Origin of the sequence: Natrarchaeobius chitinivorans, from assembly GCF_003841505.1 — an archaeon.
GTDB classification, from domain to species: Archaea; Halobacteriota; Halobacteria; order Halobacteriales; family Natrialbaceae; genus Natrarchaeobius; species Natrarchaeobius chitinivorans.
In genome coordinates, this window is sequence record NZ_REGA01000017.1 from 12,299 (window position 1) to 32,635 (window position 20,337).

General features: G+C 64.4%; 16 protein-coding genes. 6 read left to right on the forward strand and 10 right to left on the reverse strand.

The window, feature by feature from the left end; all coding sequences use genetic code 11:
- Nucleotides 1-112 precede the first annotated feature (112 nt).
- On the reverse strand, nt 113-1,486 hold the full coding sequence (gene dnaG / locus EA473_RS16635) for a DNA primase DnaG (protein ID WP_124196777.1): 1,374 nt from the start codon (nt 1,484-1,486) through the stop codon (nt 113-115).
- A gap of 426 nt (nt 1,487-1,912) precedes the next feature.
- A complete protein-coding gene (locus tag EA473_RS16640) occupies nt 1,913-2,872 on the reverse strand; it encodes an ArsR/SmtB family transcription factor (RefSeq protein WP_124196778.1) in 960 nt (319 codons plus the stop codon).
- A 196-nt stretch (nt 2,873-3,068) separates the two neighbouring features.
- On the opposite strand from EA473_RS16640, the gene EA473_RS16645 reads away from it, so the two are divergent.
- The 3 genes from EA473_RS16645 to EA473_RS16655 all read left to right on the forward strand — a co-directional run bounded on the left by EA473_RS16645 (nt 3,069) and on the right by EA473_RS16655 (nt 5,648).
- On the forward strand, nt 3,069-3,350 hold the full coding sequence (locus EA473_RS16645) for a DUF3311 domain-containing protein (RefSeq protein ID WP_124196779.1): 282 nt from the start codon (nt 3,069-3,071) through the stop codon (nt 3,348-3,350).
- On the forward strand, nt 3,347-4,816 hold the full coding sequence (locus tag EA473_RS16650) for a sodium:solute symporter family protein (RefSeq protein WP_124196780.1): 1,470 nt from the start codon (nt 3,347-3,349) through the stop codon (nt 4,814-4,816). The genes EA473_RS16645 and EA473_RS16650 overlap by 4 nt, the downstream gene beginning before the upstream one ends.
- 214 nt (nt 4,817-5,030) lie before the next feature.
- Nucleotides 5,031-5,648, forward strand: coding sequence for a hypothetical protein (locus EA473_RS16655; protein ID WP_124196781.1), 618 nt, complete (start codon nt 5,031-5,033; stop codon nt 5,646-5,648).
- Nucleotides 5,649-5,682: 34 nt separating this feature from the next.
- On the opposite strand, the gene EA473_RS16660 is transcribed toward EA473_RS16655, so the two are convergent.
- Entirely contained in the window at nt 5,683-6,402 is a 720-nt protein-coding gene (locus EA473_RS16660) for a zinc ribbon domain-containing protein (RefSeq protein ID WP_165875311.1), read from the reverse strand.
- Between the two features lie 824 nt (nt 6,403-7,226).
- Between EA473_RS16660 and EA473_RS16670 the strand changes: the two genes are divergently transcribed.
- Nucleotides 7,227-8,135, forward strand: a complete 909-nt coding sequence (locus tag EA473_RS16670) for an HFX_2341 family transcriptional regulator (RefSeq protein ID WP_124196782.1) — start codon at nt 7,227-7,229, stop codon at nt 8,133-8,135.
- A 78-nt stretch (nt 8,136-8,213) separates the two neighbouring features.
- Here the strand turns inward: EA473_RS16670 and EA473_RS16675 are convergent, their stop codons facing one another.
- The 3 genes from EA473_RS16675 to EA473_RS16685 all read right to left on the reverse strand — a co-directional run bounded on the left by EA473_RS16675 (nt 8,214) and on the right by EA473_RS16685 (nt 13,343).
- Nucleotides 8,214-9,005 (reverse strand): sensor domain-containing protein, encoded by a 792-nt coding sequence (locus EA473_RS16675; RefSeq protein WP_124196783.1) that lies wholly within the window; start codon nt 9,003-9,005, stop codon nt 8,214-8,216.
- A gap of 90 nt (nt 9,006-9,095) precedes the next feature.
- Nucleotides 9,096-9,929 carry a DUF4097 family beta strand repeat-containing protein gene (locus EA473_RS16680; protein WP_124196784.1) on the reverse strand — a complete coding sequence of 278 codons (834 nt, stop codon included), beginning with the start codon at nt 9,927-9,929 and terminating at the stop codon, nt 9,096-9,098.
- An 87-nt stretch (nt 9,930-10,016) separates the two neighbouring features.
- On the reverse strand, nt 10,017-13,343 hold the full coding sequence (locus EA473_RS16685; RefSeq protein WP_124196785.1) for an MMPL family transporter: 3,327 nt from the start codon (nt 13,341-13,343) through the stop codon (nt 10,017-10,019).
- Between the two features lie 299 nt (nt 13,344-13,642).
- Here EA473_RS16685 and EA473_RS16690 point away from each other — a divergent pair, with 299 nt between their 5' ends.
- Entirely contained in the window at nt 13,643-16,468 is a 2,826-nt protein-coding gene (locus tag EA473_RS16690) for a valine--tRNA ligase (RefSeq protein ID WP_124196786.1), read from the forward strand.
- Nucleotides 16,469-16,547: 79 nt separating this feature from the next.
- Here the strand turns inward: EA473_RS16690 and EA473_RS16695 are convergent, their stop codons facing one another.
- The gene (locus EA473_RS16695; protein WP_124196864.1) at nt 16,548-17,087 is read right to left on the reverse strand and encodes a hypothetical protein; all 540 of its coding nucleotides are present in this window, start codon (nt 17,085-17,087) and stop codon (nt 16,548-16,550) included.
- Nucleotides 17,088-17,142: 55 nt separating this feature from the next.
- Complete coding sequence (locus EA473_RS16700) at nt 17,143-17,862, reverse strand: DUF1405 domain-containing protein (RefSeq protein ID WP_124196787.1); 720 nt, start codon at nt 17,860-17,862, stop codon at nt 17,143-17,145.
- A gap of 173 nt (nt 17,863-18,035) precedes the next feature.
- On the opposite strand from EA473_RS16700, the gene pdxS reads away from it, so the two are divergent.
- Nucleotides 18,036-18,944 (forward strand): pyridoxal 5'-phosphate synthase lyase subunit PdxS, encoded by a 909-nt coding sequence (gene pdxS / locus EA473_RS16705; RefSeq protein WP_124196788.1) that lies wholly within the window; start codon nt 18,036-18,038, stop codon nt 18,942-18,944.
- A gap of 154 nt (nt 18,945-19,098) precedes the next feature.
- On the opposite strand, the gene EA473_RS16710 is transcribed toward pdxS, so the two are convergent.
- On the reverse strand, nt 19,099-19,446 hold the full coding sequence (locus tag EA473_RS16710; protein WP_124196789.1) for a hypothetical protein: 348 nt from the start codon (nt 19,444-19,446) through the stop codon (nt 19,099-19,101).
- Between the two features lie 3 nt (nt 19,447-19,449).
- Nucleotides 19,450-20,331: a homoserine kinase gene (locus tag EA473_RS16715; RefSeq protein WP_124196865.1), complete on the reverse strand. Its 882-nt coding sequence runs from the start codon at nt 20,329-20,331 to the stop codon at nt 19,450-19,452.
- Nucleotides 20,332-20,337: the final 6 nt, after the last annotated feature.

A 20,337-nucleotide genomic window follows, 5' to 3' on the forward strand; every position in this document is an offset into this window, starting at 1 on the left:
TCCTGTCCCGATGTCCCGGCACATCCGCCGCCCGGGTCGCAGTTGCACCGGAACTGACGTACAGCAAACCGTATGGGGCCTTCTGGCCAGCCACCGCGGTGAAAACGGGATATCAGGACTTTTTCGGCGGCTTCTTTGCAATCTCGTCGATCGCGTGGACTCGAACACTCGTCGGCCGTTTGGTGAACTGACCGAGCGATCGTGCCACGATTCGGTCGACGCCCCGGTCGGCGGCGAGGTCGAGCAACTGCTGGTTGAGGATGCCGTCTACCACGAGCGTGTCGGGGACAGGTTCGGTCTCCTCGAGCGAATCGTAGGTGTCGTTCGCGTCGATTTCCTCGAGAACGGCCCCGTCGTCGCCGACGAACCGACAGCGGTCGGTTCCCGATCGGATCACCTCCGTCGCGTGCTCGTAGACGGTCGACGGAACCGAATCACCGTTCTGGTCGCTTTCGGCCGCAGAGTCGGCGGCTTCGACGTCCGAACTGTCGGCGGACGTCGTCCGCGGTCGTGACGTCCCGGGTGCAACGGATTCCGTCCGCGATCGGCCGGAATCGTCGGCGTCGGAATCGACCGATTCCTCGTCGATGGTCGGCGGCGAGACGACCTCGGAGTCGGTCGGTGCCGGTGCCGGCGTCGCGCTCCCGTCGGTCGCCGCGACCGCCTCGCGAGGATCGTTGAGTTCAGAAACGCTGTCGTAGGGGACCTTGTTCCGGAGGGCGGCGAACAGCTGGTGGTGGTCGAGTTCCTCGACGGATTCGTCGGCGGGCGCAAACGCGACGTAGTCGACGTCGCCGACCTGTGACAGTTCCTCGAGGATGAGGTCGCCGCCCCGGTCGCCGTCGAGAAACGCCGTCACGGTCCGGTGGCGGGTGAGTTCCGCGACCGCGTCGGGTACGTTCGTTCCCTCGACAGCGATGGCGTTTTTCACGCCGTATTTGAGCAGCGTGAGGACGTCCGAGCGGCCTTCGACGATGATGATGGCGTCGCTGTCGGTCACCCGCGGGCCGGCCGGAAGGCCCTCGTACTCGGTGATGTCCTCGACGCGAACGTGCTGGCGGACCTCGGCCAGTATCTCTTCGGAGCTCATTACGGTTTCGTCGAATCCCGCTCGAAGCAACTCCTTCGCGCGATCGACGACCTCCTTTCGTTTCGCCGCACGAACGTCTTCGATCTCGGTCACTTCGAGGTCGGCCCGGCAGGGCCCGACGCGAGTGATCGTCTCGAGGGAGGCCGCGAGCGTGGCCGTCTCGACCTTATCGAGGCTGGTCGCGATCGTGAGGTGACCGTGTGAGTTCCCCTTGGTACTCGAGATTTCGACGTCGATGCGGCCGACCCGTTGTGACTGGCGGAGATCGCGGAGATCGAGTTCGTCGCCCAGCAGACCTTCGGTCTGACCGAAGATAGCGCCGACGACGTCGCTCCGCTCGACGACCCCGTCGGCCCTGACGTCCGCGTGAATGAGATATTTCGTGGTGTCTTCCATTGGAGATCAGCCCCTGGGAGGCTCGTCGGCCTGCCGTACCGAGTTGCCGGTGTAACCGCCGGATGGCCGTGGTCCCACCGGCAACGACGGGCAGCAGTCCGCTATCGATAGCCCGGTTGGTGCGTACAGAGACTGGTTTGTGTAGAATATGGACCGTGAGATGCAAATAGCTGTTGACCTCCGGAAGAAATCGACCGATCAGTACGTCGGTCGATATAGTAACAACTGGGACTATTCACACCCTGATCGCACAGCTCACGGGTCACTCCGTTCCCCGCTCGCCATATCGCGGTTCTCGCTCGTTTCACTCGCTCACGGGTCACTTCGTTCCCCGTTCGCCGTTGCGCGGTTCTCGCTCGTTCCACTCGCTCCGAACCGCGTACGCTCCGAACCGCGTACACTCCGAACCGCGTTCTCCTCGTGCGATCAGGGGCGCATTGCCTTCCAGTGGCTACTATACCAGTACCAGTAGATCGTCACGGCGAGCAAGACGACCAGCCCGCCGAGAAAAAACAGCAGTCCTGGCGGGATCGTTCCGACGACCGCGTCCGTGGCCTCAGCGCCGCCGTCGACGAACGTTCCGTCGTCGGCTGCTGGCTCGGGTCCTGTATCGAACTCTACCGTCGGCTCTCCGTCGTCGGCGTCGGCTGTCGGCGCCTCTTCGTCTTCCTCGAGTGCCGGCTCGGCGTCCGCAGCGTCGGCGTCGTCGGCGGACTCGTCTTCGGGGGCATCCTCTGCGTCGACGTCGTCCGCTTCGTCGTCGGCTTCGGAGATGCCGAGTTCGTCTTCCTCGTCGGCCGGCTCGTCAGCGCCAGAACTGTCCGCTGGCTCCTCTTGTCGGTCCTCAGCGTAGAGATACTCGTCGCGACTCGCTTCGTCTTCGTCGGCCGTCGACGGCGCGCTTTCGCCTGCCGAGGGAGCGGAATCATCGAGCAGGCTTTGTCCCCCGGCCCACCGACTAACGCCGTACTGGACCAGCAGACTCCCGCCGGCGAGCGCGCCGATACCGCCGATCAGCCGAGAAATCGCGGTTTTCAACTGCGAGGCCGTCGACTCGTCGCTCGTGACGATCAACGGCCCGTCCGTGGTCGCGTAGACGCTCATCTCGTTGCCCCGCGACGAGTACCACGTATCGATCACCTCGATGAGACCGGCCTCCTCGAGGTTCTCCAGGTGATACCGAACGTTCTGGATCGAGGAGTCGATGGCGTCGGCGACGTCACTCGGCGTCCCGGGATCCTCGTCGAGTTGCGCGTAGATCCGTCGAGCCGTCGTCGACGAGAGGGCACTGAACACCGCGTCGGCGTCTTCCCCCTCGAGATCGACGATACGTGGCTGCCCGTCCCGGGCAGTCGTCTCGGAGCGAAATGGAAACAGACGGGCCATGTCGACTTCGGCTGTCAGTCTCTGTCCGACCCCTATACGCTTTTTCCTACGTGAAAGAGCGGTTTTAGCTATCAGGGAGTGGCTACTCGTCGGTGCGAGGCCCTCGGATCGACGCTCATCCGTCCCGACGGATCGGTATCTTCGACGTCGGTGGTCGAACGAAACGGTTACACACGATAGGTACCGACTGACTCGCATGCGCCGGCGAGAACTCGCGGGGTGGGCAGCCGTCGGAATCGTCCTCTGTACGTTCGCGATTCCGTGGTTCCTGTGGGGTGATGGAACCGTCATTGCTGGCATTCCGCTGTGGCTCTGGTGGCACATCGGCTGGATGGGACTCGCCTCGGTTGTCTTCTGGCTGTTCGCCAGCCGCGCGTGGGGTATCGGCATCGAAACCGAGCCGAGATCGGCGTCCTCGCGCGACGACCGCGGCGGGGATCGATCAGCCACGACGGCTGCCGGGGGTGACGAGGCGTGACGCTCGCGATTCAACTCGGGATCATCGTCGGCTACCTCATGCTCGCGCTGGTCGTCGGACTGGTCGCCTACCGGGTGAGCGAGCGGACCGCCGAGGACTTCTACCTCGCGAGTCGGACATTCGGGACGATCGTCCTCCTGTTTACGACGTTTGCAACGCTTCTATCGGCGTTTACGTTCTTCGCCGGCCCGAACATCGCCTACCACGAAGGTCCGGAGTGGGTCCTCGTCATGGGGTTGATGGACGGAATCATCTTCGCGATCCTCTGGTACGTCATCGGCTACAAACAGTGGCTGCTCGGGCAACGGTACGATTACGTCACTCTCGGGGAGATGCTCGGCGATCGGTTCGCCTCCCGGGAACTTCGCGGACTCGTCGCCGGCGTCAGCCTGCTCTGGCTGTTCCCGTACGTAATGCTCCAGCAGGTCGGCGCGGGAACGGCCCTCGAGGCACTGACGGAGGGAGCCGTCCCCTACGCCGTCGGCGCGGGACTGATTACGGCGTTTATGATCCTCTACGTCGTCGTCGCAGGGATGCGCGGCATCGCCTGGACCGACACGCTCCAGGGGGCGTTCATGCTGGTAACCACCTGGGTCGCGATGATCTGGGTGCTCGCCGTCGTCGGCGGTCCCGGCGCGGCGACGGCGGCGCTCGAGGCCGAGGCCGCACACCACCTCGCGCTGGGAAGCGATCACTACACGGTCCAGTGGATGCTCTCGACGGCGATCGTCATCGGCTTCGGCGTCGCGATGTTTCCGCAAGTCAATCAGCGCTTTTTCGCCGCCGGCTCCCGGACGGTTCTCAAGCGATCGTTCACCCTCTGGCCGATCCTCTGTGTCTTGCTTTTCGTCCCTGCGTTCATGCTGGGTGCGTGGGGACGCGGCCTCGACGTTACTGTTCCGGAGGGTGGAAACGTCCTTCCTGTGATACTCGCCGAGTTCACGCCCGTCTGGTTCGCCGCGCTGGTCATCGCGGGCGCGATGGCCGCGATGATGTCCTCTTCGGACTCGATGTTGCTGTCGGGATCGTCGTACTTCACGCGCGATCTGTACCGGCCGTTCGTGGACCGAACCCTTACGGACCGCCGCGAGGACCTGCTCGCCCGCGTCGGCGTCGTGATCTTCGCGACGGCCGCCTTCGGCGCGAGTCTCCTCAATCCGGCGACCCTGTTCGAACTCGGGGACGCCGCTTTCAGCGGCTTCGCCCAGCTCGCATTACCCGTCCTCGTTGCACTCTACTGGCGGAAGACGACTCGAGCTGGCATCACGGCGGGGATTCTCGCGAGTCAGCTCTTTTACCTGGCGAGCCTGTTCGTCCCAGCCGTGCCCGGTTCCTACGCGGGGTGGACCGCTGGCCTCGTCGGCATGGGGATCGGCCTCGTCGTCACTGTCGGCGCGTCCCTGCTCACGTCCCCCGCGGCCGAGGAACGGCGGTCGATCTACTTCGACGAGCTAGGGGCGGACTGATACGGTTTACTGTACGTCATTGCCGGCGCACCCGCCACCCGGGTGGCGGGTGCGCCGGTACACAGTTACAGTACTCCGTATGATACAGTCCGCTTAACGATTTGTCGTACACCCGCAGGACGGTGCGCGGGCACATCAGAAGGGGCCGACAGTATCTGCCCGAGCAATCGCCACATCGCCAGACCGAAACCCGTCCGTCCACTACTCGAGTCCGATGACGCGTGATTTGCCGGAGTCACTCGCCGAGACGTGGACGCCGCTTGGGACCCGAGTCGGAGAATCGAGCGTTCTCGTCGTTTCGATCACCGCGGAGACGACGCTGTACGAACCCGTCGAACCGTTACCGCTCGCCGACGCCGTCACGAGTGACGTTCCGCTTCGATCGCTGTTCGCGGTGGACCTGTCGTTCTCGCCGTCCCTGTCGTCGGTCGGCGTCTCCCCCGAGTCGGTCCACTCGACCGCTGCGTCCAGAGCCAAATCGCAGTTCGTCGACTTGCTCGAGGACGACGGAGTGGCCGTCGAGGGCGTCCGCGACGACCTCGAGTTCGAGGGGCCAAACGGTAGTCAGGGAACGTGGTTCGTTCTCGACGTCGTCTACCCCGTCGACCCCGCGGTGACCGTCGACGGAACCGAGTGCATCCGCGCTGAGGGCCACGTTGCCGTCTGGCCAGCGGAGACGACCTACGGAGTCGCCGGCGGGACACTCCCCCTCGAGACGGTCACGCTCGACGGTGATTCGACCGAGGATCAGCGACCGAGTACGGATTCGGCTGCCGTCGACCCCGAACGCGACCGGGAAGTCGTCTCGACGCTCGTCGACGGTCTCGAGTGAGTTTCGACCGGGTTCGATAGCGGAGTAAACGCAGCTAGACCTGGATTTCTCCCTCGTTGATCCGCTCTGCGGTCTTGTAGGCGTCGTAAATCGTATAAATTGCGACCAGGGGGAACGTGACGAAGCCGATGAGCACGAAGACGAGGAGGACGTTTACCGCCTGAATCAGTCCGAACGCGATCCCCTTGCCGACCTGTCCGTTGTATATCTGTCCCGCACCGGCGGCGATCGGAACGAAAAAGCCGATCCCCGAGAGCAACGCGGCGACCCCCGGATCCTTCTCGGTGGACCCCGCCGATTTCTTCTGTTCGACCCCGCAATGGGGACAGATCCGCGCCTCCGCCTTGATGATCTCACCGCAACTCGAGCAGTACTGTTCGTCCGGCCGGGGCTCGTCGCGTCCCCCGTTCCCACTGCCTCCCGACTGCGCGGTTACGTCCTCCGACTGTGCCGCTTCGTCATCTGACTGCGCGGCTTCCTCCTCCGGCTGCGCCGTCTCGTCCGTCTCCTCGGCGACATCGGCCGTCGACTGCACACCGTCGCCGACTGCCGGTTCGCTTTCGGCACCGTCGGCCGTTCGGTCGTCGTCCGAGCCGTCGATAGCTGGTTCGTCATCCAGGCTGTCGATAGCTGGTTCGTCGTCACCGCCAGCGTGGATCGAATCGCTGTCAGTGTCGTCGACTCTCGAGTCGGCGACTCCGTCGTCGCCCCCGTTCGCGTCCCCATCCCGTCGTTCCTCGACTTCGTCTGGCATTTCGATCGTTCCTACTCGACGACTGATCCATAAACGTTTGCCAGAACTGATATATGATAGAACCTGTACGGTCCGTACGTCCGTTGGATCGTCTCTCTGACGTCTGCTCCTCGACTTCTCTCACACTGGTTGATTGCACCCTCTCCGCTGGTGAACTGTAGTGGCCGCTGGGCGTTACTGCGCGCCTGATCGCCAGACGGATCGGCGATCGGTGTGTGAACCGTTTCAGTTGTTACTATACACAACTGTGCTGATCGTTCGTCGAGGAGTCACAAAGACAGTATACGATCCGTTCTCTGACATTCGCTTTTGTTACTGAGGGCTGGGACTACACTTGAATTCGGCGTGGTGCTTGTACAACGCTTCTAGTACCGGCCTGACGTCACCGAACCTCGGTCCTCTTTCGACACGGTCTAACTCTCTGTTCCAGTTGATAAAGCCGTAATCGTCTAACTTCGGTAGATGTTTGTGACGATATTCGATCCGGTCTAGGTTGCCAGGCGGCGTATCCAGATTATTTGGCAGATCTGTCTGAGGTGCCTCATTTAGTAGCGAAAACAATAGGTTGCGTCGCGTTTCGTTCGATATTGCGTCATATAACTCGTCCTGATTGGCACACATACAAACATCATCATTATACACACACATAGCCATTTCTATACCTCGTAGTAATTTCACCATCCCGTAACTGTTCGAATCCGCTATCCCATTTTGAACCGAGTCACAAGACGGTCCGGGCCGCGGAGACGGCAAACAGCGACGGTCGGTAATCGAGTAGTCGAAAGTCTGGTGATATTTATACGCCCCGAGTCGCTGTATCACGTATGCAGACTCACATCGTCCCGGTCGGCTTCGACTACGACCGGCTGATCGCCCCGCTGGTCCGCGATCAGATCGACGTCGACAGCGTCATTCTCCTCGAGGGCGCGGTCGGGAGCGAGGCTAACGTCGAGTACTCCCGTCACCTCTCGACGAAACTCGAGACGGACTTTCGGAACCTGCTGGGTGCCGAGACGGACCGGTTCGTCCTCGAGGACGTCTACGACTACGACGAGGCGTTCGAACAGGCATACGAACTCATCACGGCCGAACTCGACCGCGGGAACGAGGTGTGGGTGAACGTGGCAGCGATGCCTCGAACCGTGAGTTTCGCGTTCGCCAACGCCGCCCACTCGCTGATGGTCGAACGCGAAGACGAACGCGAATCGATCCACACATACTACACCGCCCCCGAGAAGTACCTCGAGACCGAACTCGCCGAAGAATTGCGCGAACAGATCGCCCTCCTCGAGGACCTCGACATCGACGACAGCGAGGGGATCGAAGACGAACGCATCGGGACCCGCCTCGAGAGCGCCCGCGACCTGCTCGCGGAGTTCGACGAGCGCGGGACGACGATCGGAGCGAAAGAGATCGACGGTCGCCACATCGTCGAGTTGCCGGTCGCCTCGTTTTCGAACGTCAAACCCTTCGAGGAACTCATCCTCTACAAACTCGGCGAGGACGGTGAGTTCGCTTCGGTCTCTGAACTCGCCGAGTCGCTCGCGCGCGAACTCAACGAGGAGTACACCGACAGCTTTCGCTCGAAGGTCATCTACAACGTCGACCGACTCGGGCCGGGCGGCAAGGGGTACATCGAGCGCGAAGAACACGGGAAATCTTACCGTACACGCCTCTCGAGAATCGGGGAACTGTGGGTCCGAGCGCACTCCGACAGCGGCCTCGAAGGTTGACATCCGCCCCCCTCTGAAGAGACGGGGCTTTCTCCTTGCCTTTCCGTATACTGTGGGGCCGAGCTCTGTGAAGATCGGTCACTCAGAGAGCGACCGCGCGACGACCGCGAGGGGATCGTAGCCGTCCTCGAGAGTTGTACGTGCGAACCATCCCCAGACGCGGGCGAGGCCGTTGAGGGCGTGCAGCGTCGCGAACAGAAGGGCGACGCCGAGGACGGCGGCGAGCAGGGCTTCCGGAAGCGTCGAAATCCGCCAGTAGCCGAGGGTAAACACGGCCTCGACGCCGACGAGCAGGTAGTTCCAGCCCAGATAGAGCGTCTGGTGGATCTCGGGGGCGCGATCCGAGACGACGCCGACGTACAGCCCCGGTCGGTCGTAGTAAAACGGAAGCATCACCATGCTCACCGCAGTCGACAGCCCCGTCGTCACGAGGACGAGCGAGACGACGCCGAGAACGAACTTCACGGGGACGTAAATCAGCGACGACCAGGTTTTCGGTTCGGTGAGCAACGAGACGAGCAGATCCCGGTGTCGCTTTCCGTCTAACTCGGTTCCCGGTTCTATCTCGAGGTCGAGTAGCGCCGCCGTTAGCCAGCGTTCGAAGCCGGCGACCGCGAGCGTGATGCCGACCGTAAGGAGGAGGATGGGGATTCCGATCGGAAGTCCGACGATGGAGAGCGAAAAGCCGATCCCGACCGAGACGCCGATCGTGACGACCACGAAGTATGCGAGTCCCAGCGGAAACGCGAGCACGAGGTACGCGAGGTTGAGATACGTCTGCCGTCGAAGGGGTACCGCGACGAACCGTCGGATACCGGCACCGATCCGGCCGGATCGATCGTCGGCGTGTGTGGTCGCGGCACCTGACATTCGATGGTGACTGCCCGGCGTGAGCAAATAAACGTTCGGCTCGAGCGTCGTGCCCGGCCGATGTAGTCGGCCTCGAACGAGGAAAACGGCTCAGCTGAGGGAACCGAGCGTGATCCGGCCGGTACTCGTCTCGAACCGAAGCGTCGGGCCGCCGTCGCCGAGCGTTCCCGTGACGAGGTCGCTCCCCTCCGCCGCGTCGGTCAACTCGAGGTCGTCGACGTCGATCCTTCCGGTACTGGTGGTGACGTGGAGGTCCGCGTCGATCTCCGGATCGATCGCGGCCTCGATACGTCCGGTGCTGGTCGACACCGTCGTGTCGCCGTCGATCGCCGGAACGTGAGCGTCGACGCGACCCGTACTCGTGGTCACGTCGTGGAGCACGTCCACGTCGCGGATCGTCACCCGACCCGTACTCGTTCGTGCGCCGACGGCCCCGTCGACGCCGTCGACGTCGACCCGGCCGGTACTCGTCTCGACGGCCAGATCGCCGGTGACGTCCCTGACGGTGACGCGGCCGACGCTGGTCCGAACTTCCTCGAGCGGGAGATCCCGGGGCAGTTCGACCTCGAGGTTCATCGACGGCTCACTCTGGAACCACCCCTCGCGACCCTCCCACTCGGGGCCGATTACGAGTCCGTCGTCGGTGTGATCCGCACGGAGGCGTAACTCCTCGAGATCTGTCCGGATCGAACTCGATTGCTTCTCGGCGTCGACGGAGACGTCGTCGCGGTCGCGGCCGGTTACCGAGACGGTACCGACGTTGCCGTGGACGAGGACTGATTCGGCGTCCCCGAGCGAAATCGTCTCGGTTTGCTCGAGGCGCTGTCCGACCAGCGGGGTCATACTGCTACAGCCGGCGAGCGCCGCGAGACCGGTCGTCGCGACGCCGCCGAGGAGGGCTCGTCTGGTTTGCTCTGCGGTCATATGCGACACGACGGGTGCACGAACCGTTAAAACGGGTGGACGACTGGCGACCCGCCATCCGACCACCAAGCTATATATATGCCGATCTCACCTTCCGGCCGACCGCCAGCCGAGGAACCGCTCGCGAAGCACCAGCAGACACGGTAACACGGTGAGACAGGCGACGAACGCGAAGACGATACTCACGCCGGTCACGATCCCGAACCGCTGCAGCGGCGGGGCGAGTGCCAGTGCGAGGACACCGAACCCCGTCGCGGTCGTGGCCGCACTTCCGAGCAGGGCACCACCCGTCCCGGTGACCGTCGCCTCGAGGGCCTCTTCGACGGCTTCGTCTCGGTCAGTACCTTCCCCGTCACTCGTGGTCCCATCCCGGGAATCGGCTCCGCCGACCCCTCGTCGTTCCCGTTCGACGACGAACCGCTCGCCGAGGTGGATGCTGTAGTCGACGCCGAGACCGATCGCCAGGCTCGTGATGACGGCCGTCTCGCTGTTGAACGGGACGTCGAGCAGGGCCATCGTTCCCAGCAGCCACGCCAGTGCGATGACGACGGGCGCGAGCGTCACGAGTCCGAGCGAGAGCGCCCGATGGCGCACCCAGTAGAGGATCGTGAGGAACGCACCGATGACGACGAGCGTCACCGCGAGCGCCTGCACCAGCGTCTCGAGCAAGGCATCCTGGACGACGGCGGTGGTCACGGGACCGCCCGTCGCGACGGCCGTTACCGGCGCGTCACTGCTGTCAATCGTCGTGTCGCTGCTATCGAACGCAGTATCCCCTCCGTCGCTCGCTCCCGAACCCGTCTCGGATTCGATTCCGCTTGCGAGCGCCCGTACGTCGTCGGCGACGGCCTGTGCCGACTCGTCGCCGCGGACGCTGACGATCAGGCGAGCGGACTCGTACTCCCCGTCTTCGGTCCGGTCGAGTACTGTCGATGCTTCATCCGAGTCGGCCTCGTACAGCAGGTCGTACAGCCCCGCAAGATCTTCGTCGGGGACGCCGTCGCCGGTCGTGTCCCGTTCATCGAGTCCGTCGGCAACCGTCTGGTCGTCGTCGGCGACGGCCTCGAGGACAGTGAGCGGCCCCTCGACTGCCGCCGTTCCGTCACTTCGGGCGTCGATGGTGGCGTCGTCTCCCGTTTCGGCGTTCTCGCGAGCGTCCTCGATCGCGGCGAGCGTCGTCGGGTCGGTCACGTCCCCACGTATCAGTATTTCCGCCTGCGAGTCGGGATCCTGGAAGTTGTCGGCGAGGTACTCGGCGTCGTCCGCGATCGTGTAGGTGTCCGGCGCGAGCGGGCCGGGCAGCGATTTCGCCCAGTCGGGCCCGTCCTGGGGGAGGAAATCGGCCTCGTTAAACTCGGTGTCGATCCCGGTCGCGCCGTACGCGCCGCCGACGGCGAGTAGGAGGGCGACGAGGACGACCGCGAGCGGTGCCCGTCGGGCGAAGACGACCCCGCTCGAGAGCACTCGATTGATCGGTCCCGGCGTCACTCCGAACGCCGGTTTCGCGCGGGTGCGGTCGGACCGCTTCTCGAGCAGGCCGTCGACCTCAACTTTGAGCGCCGGGACGAAGACGCCGAACGCGACGAACGTCGCGAAGATGCCGCCCGCCGCGAGGATCGCGAAGTCACGAATCGCCGGCAACGGACTGACCACGTTCGAGAGGAACCCGACGCCCGTCGAGAACGTGGCCACCGCGAGCGCCAGGACGACCCCGCCCAGCCCGAGTACCATGCCGGCACGGACACCTCGAGCTACCCCGTCAGTCACCTCCGACGACCGACCGTCATCCCTTGCCGGTGCCTGGCCGCTCGAGTCCTCTCTCAGCCGACTGTCCGAGTCGTCTGGGACACGATCTGCCGAGTCCGGGTTCAGTTCTGGGCCACCGATCTCGAGCGTCCCCGCCCTCGCCTCCCGGTAGCGCATGACGACGTGGAGGGCGTAGTCGATCGAGAGCCCGATCAGCAGGAAGGGGACGGCGATCAGCAACTGGCTGGTCGGGATCTGGAGCCATCCCAGCAATCCGGCGAGCCAGGCCATCACGACTCCGATACCGGCCAGACCGATCACCACGTCGACGACGTCCCGGTAGGTGATCGCGAGGATGGCGAGGACGGCCACGAGCGCGACCGGCGTGATGATCGCGAAGCTGTCGCCGACGGCGCTCGACGTCGCCGCGTCGGTGATCGCCTCGCCGAAGACGAAGCCGTCGTCGAAACGCTCCTCGAACAGCGACTGAACCTCGAGTTGGGCCTCGGCGGCGGGTTCGGAGAGGTCGTCGTCAGCGGCTTCTGACGGGTCGTCGTCCCCAGCCTCGGCACCGCCGTTGCCGGTTTCGTCCCCGGCAGATTCGCCCTCCTGGAAGAAGAACGTAATCCGTGCGTCCGCGGAAGTGTCGCCCGGTTCGTACCCCTGTGGAACGAAAACGGTTGGATCCTGGCCGCTGCCGGCGTCCGAATCGGGGTCGAGCACGTCCGCGAGGAGTTGTTCGACCGCCTCGTCCGACCGATCCTCGAGGGCGGCGATCTGTTCGTCGAGCGTCGGACCGTCGTCCTCTTCGAACGCGTCGCGTTCCGCCTCGAGCGCCTCGAACTCCTCTTCCAGCGTCTCGAACTCCTTTTCGAGGAGGCCGACGGTTGCGGCGGCGTAGACCCCTTCGATGGCTTCCGTCGTCTCCTGGTACTCGGCGGTTTCCTCCGGTTCGTCGGTCGCCTGTTCGATCCCGAACTGCGCGGACTCGAGCCCGCGAATCTCTCTCGTGAGGTTCTCGTACTCCGCAGCCTTCTCGTCGTCGAGTTCCGCCGCCTCGGTCGCGTTCTCGACGGCGGTCTCGAACTCGGCCTCGAGTTCGGCGGCGCTTTCCTGGTACGCCGGATCGCTCTCGTCGGTCGTCGCGTTCAGTCGTTCGTAAGCGCGCTGGATCTCTCGAACGTCGTCGAGTCCCGCTTCGAGGGCGTCGCTTCGGGCCTCGAGTTCCTCGCCGCGCTCACCGAGTTCCTCGCCGCGTTCCTCGAACTCCTCGATCCGATCTTCGGTGTGTGCCGCGGTTGCGACGACGTTTTCCACGCCGACGAATCCGTCGTCGTCGAGCGTCTCGGTTACCGACTCGTTCTCGCGGGCCTCCGCCTGGAGCGCCAGCCCCTCGAGCAGCGACTCTCTGGTGAGAACGTCGCCCCCGTCCTCTCGGACGACCAGTTGGGTGACGATCCTGTCGTCGGTCTCGTAGTTCTCCTCGACGTACTCGAGAGCCGCCTGCTCCTCGGAGTCGGTTTCGAACTCGCCGATACCGGCGTCTTCGGTCTCGTTGACGACCGCGCCGGCACCGACCAGCGCCGTGAGGAGGAGGACGACGGCGACGACGATGGCGCTCCGTCCGACCACCGCGTTCGCGTACCGATCGGCGAGATCACGACCCATCGACGGCGTTCCATCGACGTACTCGCTGGATCGGCTTCGGTCCGTTCATCCAGATGTGCTCCAGTACGCCGACGGATAACGCTTCCCCCAAACGGACGGATTTCACCGACCAGGCGCCCGTCGACACGGCACGACCCCGAGGACCGACGAACGCGAAACACCTAACACGGATCCCCGGAGTATGAGCAGGTATGAACGTCGCCGTCGTGAGAGATGGCGGAGCCGTCTCCGAACCGCAGACCGCAGTTTTCGTAGGGGCCTCGTAGCCCCCCACTCACCACCCCGTTTCGACGGATGTATTGTCGGCGACCAGCATTCATCGACCAACGACCAGTACCAGACATGATCGATCTATCACGCAGACGGCAGAATTCGATGCACCGACGACGCCCCACGCGGGCGGTGAGAGCATGAGTATGGACGCGCCGGAGCAAGCGGACGACGGCGGCGATGGGCCGTCGCTCGAGGGCGGCTACGATCCCGAGGCCGTCGAGTCCCGCTGGCAGCGACGGTGGGTCGACGAGGAGACCTACGCCTACGAGGGCGATGCGGAACGCGACCCGAACACCGTTTACGCGATCGACACGCCGCCGCCGACGGTGTCGGGCAGCCTTCACATGGGTCACCTCTACGGTCACACGCTGCAGGATTTCGCCGCGCGCTTCCAGCGGATGGCCGACGGCGACGTGCTCTTTCCCTTCGGCTACGACGACAACGGGATCGCGAGCGAACGGCTGACCGAACAGGAACTCGACATCCGCCACCAGGACTACGAGCGACGGGAGTTCCAGGAACTCTGTCGCGAGGTCTGTACGGAGTACGAGGCCGAGTTCACCGACAAGATGCAGGATCTGGGCTGCTCGATCGACTGGTCGAGTACGTACAAGACGATCGAGCCCCGGGTCCAGCGCATCTCCCAGCTCTCCTTTCTCGACCTCTACGAGAAGGGGCGGGAGTACCGTAAGAAAGCGCCGGCGATCTGGTGTCCGGAGTGCGAGACGGCCATCTCGCAGGTCGAGATGGAAGACGACGAACGCGGATCGCACTTCAACGACATCGCGTTCGAGGTGGCCAGTGACGGCACGGACCGCAACGAGTTCGTCATCTCCACGACGCGACCCGAACTGATCCCCGCCTGCGTCTCCGTTTTCGTCCACCCCGACGACGACGAGAATCAGGACCTCGTCGGCGAGGAGGCGAGAATCCCGATCTTCGGCCACGAGGTGCCGATCATCGCCGACGAGCGCGTCGACATGGAGAAAGGCAGCGGCATCGTCATGTGCTGTACCTTCGGCGACCAGAAGGACATCGAGTGGTACCAGGCCCACGACCTGCCGCTTCGCGTCGCCATCGACGAGTCCGCCACGATGACCGACCTGGCGGGCGACTACGAAGGGATGTCGACCGAGGAAGCCCGCGAGGCCATCGTCGAGGACTTAGACGAGGAGGACTACCTCCGCGACCGCTGGGAGATCACCCACGCCGTCGGCGTCCACGAGCGCTGTGACACGCCCGTCGAGTTCCGCGTCTCCAAGCAGTGGTACGTCGAAATCTTAGATCACAAGGATGAGTACCTCGAGGCCGGCCGGGAGATGGAGTGGTACCCCGAGAAGATGTTCACCAGGTATCGCCACTGGATCGAGGGCCTCGAGTGGGACTGGCTCATCTCCCGCCAGCGCGACTCGGGCATCCCGTTTCCGGTCTGGTACTGCGAGGAGTGCGATCACCCGATTATGGCCGATCGGGAGGACCTTCCAGTCGACCCGCTCTCGGACGAACCGCCGGTCGACGCCTGTCCGGAGTGTGGCCACGACGGGTTCGAGGCCGAAGAGGACGTCTTCGACACCTGGGCGACCTCCTCGCTGACGCCGCTTATCAACGCGGGCTGGGACTGGGACGCAGACGCCGAGGAGTTCGCGATGGAGAAGCCGGAACTGTACCCGTTCGACCTCCGTCCGCAGGGCCACGACATCATCTCGTTCTGGCTGTTCCACACTATCGTCAAGTGCTACGAACACACCGGCGAGGTGCCGTTCGACGCGACGCTGATCAACGGCCACGTGTTAGACGAGAACCGCGAGAAGATGTCCAAGTCCAGAGGGAACGTCGTCGCACCCGACGAGGTGCTTGCCGACTACCCCGTCGACGCGGTTCGCTTCTGGGCGGCCAGTGCCGCCGTCGGCGACGACTTCCCGTATCAGGAGAAGGATCTGCGCGCCGGCGAGAAACTCCTCCGGAAGCTCTGGAACGCCTCGAAACTGGTCGACACGCTCGCGCCTGCCGATCCCGACGAACCCGACGAACTCGAGCCGATCGATCGCTGGCTGCTCGCGGAACTCGACGACGCGATCGAAACGCTGACGGCCAACTTCGAGAACTACGAGTTCGCCAAAGGCCGGGATCGACTGCGAACGTTCTTCTGGAACACCTTCTGTGACGACTACCTCGAGATCGCCAAGGGGCGAGAGGACAACCCCTCGACCCAGTACGCGTTGCGGACGGCACATCGAACGTTCCTCGAGCTGTGGGCCCCGTTCTTGCCCCACGTGACGGAAGAGATCTGGCAGGCCGTCTACGCGGACGGCGAGGAGCGTCGCGTCTCGGAGAGCTCGAGCGGCGAGAGCGAGCCGCGAGACCGCCTCGAGAGCATCCACACCCGCGACTGGCCCGAGCCGCAGGGGCACGAGGCCGACCTCGAAGCAGGCGAAACCGCGATGGAAGTGATCGGTGCGCTCCGCCGGTACAAGAGCGAGAATCAGCTTCCGCTGAACGAACCGCTCGAGACGGTGTCGGTGTTCGGACCCGTCGGCGGTTTCGAGGACGCGATCCAGAACGTGATGCACGTCCAGAACCTCGACTTGCTCGAGACGGAACCGGAGGTCACCACGGAGATCGCGTCGATCGACCTCGACTACTCGACGCTCGGACCGAAGTTCGGCTCCGCGGTCGGGGACATCGACGCCGGTATCGACGCCGGCGAGTACGAAATCGACGACGACGGGGACGTCCTCCGCGTCGCCGGCGAGGAACTCGAGAGCGACCTCTTCGAGGTCGAACGCGAGCGCACGTACTCGGGGGCAGGCGAGATGCTCGAGACCGACTCGGCGGTCGTCGTCGTCGAGTAAGATCGTCGATTTTCGGGATAATCGAGCGAACGGTTTTCGGAGACGATCGAACGATTTTCGGGGGCGATCGAGCGAACGGTTAGTTATCGGAGTCGGAGTCTCCATCGTCGCTATCGGAGTCGGAGTCAGCATCACCGTCGTCGCTATCGGAGTCAGTGTCCCCGTCGGAGTCAGCATCACCGTCGTCGCTATCGGAGTCGGTATCAGCGTCGGTGTCGCCGTCGAAACCAGTATCACCCCCGCCGTCTGCGTCGGTCGAGCGCGGACTACCGGTGACGCTCCTCGAGTCGTCGTCCGTCCTGCGGCCCCGTTCGGTCCGGGCGCTGTCGCTCGAATGTCGCCTACCGGTGGCTTCCGGACGGTCTCGCTTCGATTTGCTCGGGCGGACACCGACGTCGACGCCGAGCGTGTAGAGGACGACCGGTGGCAGGACGTAGGACGCGATTGCCACCGCTGCAAAGATCGGATCGACGAAGACGAGCAGGCCGAAAATGGCGAGCGCTGCCGCCGACGCGGTGTGGATCGGAGTCGCCGTATATGTCCGGTAGTACTCCCAGAGGCCGCGAATCCAGCCCGCCACCGTCGGCCGCTCGCCTCGGTCGATCACTCCCAGGGGCATACTCACAGTTGGGCTTCGACGACCAAGAGCCCCCGTCCAGCCGGCGGACAATCGGTCAGACGTCCCGGCGGTGTACTCGAGCGAGGGCGAGTTTTAGTTTCTCGACGCGGATCGCAAGCGCGAGAAAGAGCGCGAGCAGCGTAAACGTCACCTCGCCGGCGGCGACGACTCCCAGCGCGTCCGCGCCGAGGAACATCGGCGTGTCCTGTCCGACGGGAATCGTCGTGTGGTGGACGCCGTGTGGCCCCTCGACGATCGGAACGAAGTAGTCGACGATCAGGTTGCTCGAGTACCACAGAAGCGCGACGGCGACTGCCCGAACGGGGAAGTCGGTGATACGGTGGAGGACGAGCGCCTGGACGACCATCCCGAGGTGACTCCAGAAGAGAAACTGGTACATAAGCGGGTGGAGGTAGGAGTAGGCGTCGGAGAAGACCAATAGCGTGTAGGGCGTCCAGAGGCCCAGAATCACGTTTCCGAAAAACGCCAGTGCCGTCAGCCACGGCAGTTCGTAGCCGAGTTTCCAGGCTGCAATCGCGAGTGCGATCAACAGCGTCGCCATCGGACTGTCGGGAACCCAGGGCCACATGATCGCCGGCGTCTCGGCGAACTGGCCCGAGTAGTACCAGAAGCCGAAAACCGTCCCCGCGAGGTTGACCGCGACGACGAGCCACGCAAACCGCAATCCGAGGTCCTCGATCCGTTTCGGGACGGGTGCGAGGTATCTCGGCAGCGGATCGCGCGCCGGGAGGTCGCGTCCCCTCGAGTCGGTCATCGTCCGGCGCGACGGACGGCGGACGCAAAACGATAGCGATTACGACCGTTCGGCTCGAGACAGGTTTGCGTTTTCGCCAGCCTGTTTTGGAGTGACAGGCGACGTGCGTCGCCGGTCGTGGGTCCGTGAGGAAACACGACACGCGTAAGTGGAACGGATCCTAACGCCGGAGTATGCCAGAGGATACTGATCTCGAGGAACTGCGACGGGGAACCGACCTCGTCAAGCGCGGGTTCGCACAGATGCAAAAGGGTGGCGTAATCATGGACGTCGTCGACCCCGAGCAGGCCAGGATCGCCGAGGACGCCGGCGCGGTGGCAGTTATGGCCCTCGAGGCGGTGCCCGCCGACATCCGCAAACGCGGCGGCGTCGCCCGGATGGCCGACCCCGCAGACGTCGCCGAGATCGTCGACGAAGTGTCGATCCCCGTCATGGGCAAGTCCCGGATCGGCCACGTCAAGGAGGCCCAGATCTTGGAGGCCGTCGGCGTCGACATGATCGACGAATCCGAGGTGCTGACGCCGGCCGACGACGCTTACCACATCGACAAACGCGACTTTACCGCCCCGTTCGTCTGTGGCGCGCGCAACCTCGGCGAGGCGCTCCGTCGGATCGACGAGGGCGCGGCGATGATCCGGACCAAGGGCGAAGCGGGCACCGGCGACGTCAACCAGGCCGTCCACCACCAGCGTACGATCAAAGGCGAGATCCGCAAGATCGAGGGGATGACTCACGAGGAACGCGAAGCCTACGCCCGCGAGATCGAAGCGCCCGCCGAACTGGTCCACGAGACTGCCGAGATGGGCCGACTGCCGGTCGTGAACTTCGCCGCGGGTGGCATCGCGACGCCTGCCGACGCCGCGCTCATGATGCACCACGAGTGTGACGGCATCTTCGTCGGCAGCGGCATCTTCGGCGCGGAGAATCCGCCGGCGATGGGCGAGGCGATCGTCGAGGCCGTCAACAACTGGGACGACGCCGAGGCGCTCTCCGACATCTCGAAGAACCTCGGCAAGGGGATGAAAGGCGACGCGAACGTCGATCTCCCCGAAGAGGAGAAGATGCAGGGCCGAGGCGTCTAATACGGATTACTGTCCCTGTGTACCGGCGCACCCACGACCCGGGCGGCGGGTGCGCCGGCAATGACGTACAGTAAACCGTATAACACGGCGACGACTGTCTGCTCGAACCGAAGCGTCGTTTTCACGGTTATTTCGGGGACCGAATACGATGCGGTCAGCTCTGCGAACTCGTCCTCGATCGACGGACCGTCACGAGAGCCAGAAATACCAGATACGTCGTGAGTGCGCCGCTCACTGCTGAAAGGACGTGCGAGGGTGCGACGGTCGCGCCGCCGACGATCGTAGCGAGAGCGGTGACGACCGCAGCGACCTGTACCGGTCGCGACTCCCATCGCCGCCGGATCGGTTCGGGGTTTCGAGCCGCCACGACCTCGAACGCGACCGTTCCGAGGCACCCCAGAACGGCTGCAGAAACTGAAACCGACGCCTCGACGAGGACGAACGCAGCCCACGCCGCGAAAAGAACGATCACCGCGAGTGCGGCGTCCGTCCTGTGGCTCATACGCTACTCGCGATACAGTCGCGCACTCTCGCCGACGTGGGTCTGGTACGCCCGGCTCTCGATGCCGACGGCGTCGAATGCGTCGAGCATCGCCGAGGCAACTGCCCGACGACTCGAGCGCCGACAGACGGCCAGTACGCCCGGACCGGCACCGCTTACGGTGACGCCGGTCGCACCCGCCTCGAGTGCGGCGTCGCGCACGCGGTCGTAGCCGTCGATGAGTGCGGCGCGTTCGGGCGTGACGATCTCGTCGTCCATGCCCCGGCCAACGATCGCCGGATCGTTTTTCGCCATCCCGACGGCGAGCGTCGCGGCGTGACCGACGGTGTCGACGACGTCTTCGATCCCCGCTCGATCGGGAACGACCTCGCGCGCGTCCCGCGTCGAGACGGTCGTTTCCGGGAGACAGGCGACGACGGGAATGGAGGCGTCGACCTGGGTCACGTCGTCGCGAGTGACGATCGTGAACCCGCCGAGCAAGGAGGGGGCGACGTTGTCCGCGTGCGCTTCGCCGGAGACGAGCGCCTCGCCTTCAGCGGCGATCGGAACGAGTTCCTCGCGCGAGAGTCCGCGATCGTAGAGCGCGTTGAGCGCAACGGCGGCACCGGCGGCGCTCGCCGCGGACGAGCCGAGGCCCGAAGACGGACGAACGCCCTTGTCGATTCGGATGTGTGCCGGCGCGTCGAGCGCATCGGCGACGGCTCCGACGGTGTTTTTCTCCGGATCTTCGGGGATGTACTGGCTTCCGACCCCGGTAACCGAAATCGTCGTTTCCGAAGCGCGTTCGACGCGAACGACGTCCGCGGGCGCTCCGAGCGCGACGCCGAAGACGTCGAAGCCGCTCCCGAGGTTCGCACTCGTCGCTGGGGCCCGCACGGTAAGCATGCGGAT